Below are 2916 nucleotides of genomic sequence, written 5' to 3' on the forward strand. Positions count from 1 at the left end.
CTCGCGGAGGCGGCGGTCAGCGGCGGCGGTTCTCGCGGACGGCCGTGATCACCTCGTCGTCCCAGCGGTGGGTGCGCATCAGCTTGTAGCGCTCGCACGCCACCCACATGTACGCCTGCGCCTCCGTCTGGGTCTCGATCAACCCCGCCTGCCGCAGCATCCGGACCACCGGCACGAACTCGTCGTCGTGCCAGCGCCGGGCCACCTCCGCACGGTCGAGGAACCGGCCCTCGTCCTGCATGAGGCGAAAGCCCCACGCCTCGATGGCCTCCGCCAGCTCCGCGTAGTCCCACGGGTCGATCAGCGAGATCGCCTTGCGTGCCTCGCCGACCAGCGGCACCCGGTCGAGGAAGGTCCGCCGGTAGTCCTTCACCAGCAGGTCCCCGCGGTACCGCACACCCTCCGGCGACAGCCGCGTCGTGACCTCCGTGACGTACGCGTCGATCGTCTTCAGGCCCAGCGCGTGCGCCACCGACACCCGGTGATGACCGTCCATCACGAAGTGCATGTCCCCGATCCGGTACACCTCGATCGGGGGTATCGACTCGCCCCGCCGCTGCGCCAGCGCCAGCCGCTGCCAGCGCTCCCGCACCTGACCGGACGTCGGCCGGAAGCGGCGGTCGAACTCGCGGCTGCGGTCCACACTGCCGACGATCGAGTCCAGCGTGATCACCTGCAGCCCGAGCCGCCGCTCGCCGGTGCGCCCGAGCGCGGCCACGACCTCGTCGAACGGCAGCATGATGTTGACGTCGTCGGGCGAGCGGCGCAGCCACGCCGCCAGCCGTGCCAGCACCTGCCGGCGGCGCGCCCGCAGGAAGTCGTTCTCCGCATCCGCGATGGGAAATCCGGTGTCACGATTCATCGTCGCCGTCCACGTGTTCGGGTAGGTCAAGGATGCGATAACCCACCGTGTTGACGACACGGGTTTTTCCGAGCTCGCGATCCGGCACCGGCTGCCCGTGTGGGTGAATGTGTCCGTGCAGTAACAGTCGCGGTCGCATCCGCTCGACGGCGGTGCGCAGGCACGCGAACCCGCGGTGCGGCGGATCCTCGCGGTCGCCGAGGTCCTTGGGCGGGGAATGCGTCAGCAGCACGTCCACCCGCCGGCCGTCCCGCCGCTCGCGCCGCGCCGCCGCCCGCGTCACCTTGCCGGCCCGGCGCGCCTGCTGCCGTTCGGTCCACTGGTTGGGACCGTCGTTGTAGCGGATGGACCCGCCGAGGCCCGCGATCCGCAGCCCGGCGACGTCGACGACCCGCCCGTCCGCGTTCACCCCGCCCGTCGGCCCTGGCCAGCGCGCCGGGAACCCGTCACGCAGCCACATGCCGCGCCCGCGCGCGTAGCCGGACAGGTCGATGTCGTGGTTGCCCGGCACGAACACGCACGGCCGGTCCAGCTCGTTGGACAGGAACTCGAGATAGTCGAACGGCAGATCGCCGGCGCCGAGGACCAGGTCGACGTCGCCCGCCCGCTCGTGGATCCATTCGGTCCACAGCGGTTGGACGATCTCGTCCGACACGGCGAGCACCTTCGGCACCCCACGAGCGTACGGCGCAGAGGGTGGCGTCCACTCAGGCTAGTGCCGTCCTCGCGTCCGACCCATTACAGTCAGACACGAATGTCGGGGAATTTCAGGGAGCTGACACGAATGGTGGACCAGACGAGTGGTGGGTCCGGTTCGAGCGGCGACTCCAGTGACTACTACGTCAGCGGTGGCGTGAACTGGGCCGGTTTCACGCTCGAACAGCTCGTGAGCATGGTCGCCGACCAGGCCAGCGCGCCGCAGCTGGAGCGGCTCGCGCTGGACTGGCGCTCGACCGGGGACGGCGTCGTCGACGCGGCCGACTACCTGGCCGACGCGCTCGACGACCTCATGAACTACTGGTCCGGCGCCTCCGCCGAGAAGGCCAGACACACGGTCGCGCTCAACGCGCAGTGGGTCGCCGACCTCGGCACTACTGCGCGTGACATGGGGAGCCCGATCGAGGAGGCCGCCGGCGCGCTCAAGTCGGCCCAGGAGGCCATGCCGAAGCTGCCCGCGGTGCCGCCGGTGGAGCAGCCCGGGTCCGCTCCGCAAGGGGCCGAGCAGGTCGCCGCGCTGACCGGTAGTCCGCTGGGTGCGGCGGTGGGCGCCACGGCCGCGGGGTCGGAGAGCGCGTTCGCCGCGCAGGCCGAGCAGGCCGAGCTCAAGCGGGTCGCGGTCGAGACCATGCAGCGGTTCGAGGCCGCCGCGGTCGGCATCGACCGGGCCACGCCGCGGTTCCTCGGCCAGAACAACAAGCTGGTGCCGCGCGACGACGGGCTCCACCACGACCCGGGCAGCGGCGTCTGGATCAGCCAGATCTCCACGGCCACCGGGGTCGACGTGCGCTGGCAGATCCTCACGAGCCTGCCCGACGGCGCCACCGCGGCGCAGCGGGCGTCCGGTGACGTCGCCAGCGGCAACATGGGTTCGCTGACGGGCACCGGGTTCGGTGGCCTCGGTGTGGGTGGCGGCGGTGGCGGGATGCTGATGGGCGGCCTGGGTGCCGGCCGGTCCGCGCTGGGTGGGCTGGGTGGCGGTGACGGCGCCGAGCGCGTCGGGGCCGTGCCCAACCGTGGCGCGGCGCTGCCGACCACGCCGTCGGGCGCCGTGATCGGCGGGGTCAACAGCGCGGGTGGGATGAACGGAGCGATGGGTGCCGCGCCGATGGGCGCCGGCATGGGGATGGGCGCGGGAGCCGCGCAGCCGCATCGCAGACGGTTCCCGTTCGACGCCGACGACCCGTTCGACACCGGCCAGAAGGCCTCGCCGCCGGTCATCGGCCTCTGACGCCGGCCCGAGCACGCGCACCTAGGGGATCTCGCGCCATGGAAGCAGATAACGCCAGCTTGTTCGAGCCTGTTGCGCTCACCGACCAGGGCGCGCCACCCGCGCC

General features: G+C 71.9%; 3 protein-coding genes. 1 reads left to right on the forward strand and 2 read right to left on the reverse strand.

Annotated elements, in window-relative coordinates; translation table 11 throughout:
- Positions 1 to 16: 16 nt before the first annotated feature.
- Positions 17 to 862, reverse strand: coding sequence for a chromosome partitioning protein ParB (locus tag VGD70_RS36390; RefSeq protein ID WP_331089642.1), 846 nt, complete (start codon positions 860 to 862; stop codon positions 17 to 19).
- Positions 852 to 1535: a metallophosphoesterase family protein gene (locus tag VGD70_RS36395; RefSeq protein ID WP_331089643.1), complete on the reverse strand. Its 684-nt coding sequence runs from the start codon at positions 1533 to 1535 to the stop codon at positions 852 to 854. The genes VGD70_RS36390 and VGD70_RS36395 overlap by 11 nt, the downstream gene beginning before the upstream one ends.
- Before the next feature lie 111 nt (positions 1536 to 1646).
- Between VGD70_RS36395 and VGD70_RS36400 the strand changes: the two genes are divergently transcribed.
- The gene (locus tag VGD70_RS36400; protein ID WP_331089645.1) at positions 1647 to 2810 is read left to right on the forward strand and encodes a PPE domain-containing protein; all 1164 of its coding nucleotides are present in this window, start codon (positions 1647 to 1649) and stop codon (positions 2808 to 2810) included.
- Positions 2811 to 2916: the final 106 nt, after the last annotated feature.

Origin of the sequence: Actinophytocola sp. (genome assembly GCF_036402745.1) — a bacterium.
GTDB lineage: Bacteria > Actinomycetota > Actinomycetes > Mycobacteriales > Pseudonocardiaceae > Actinophytocola.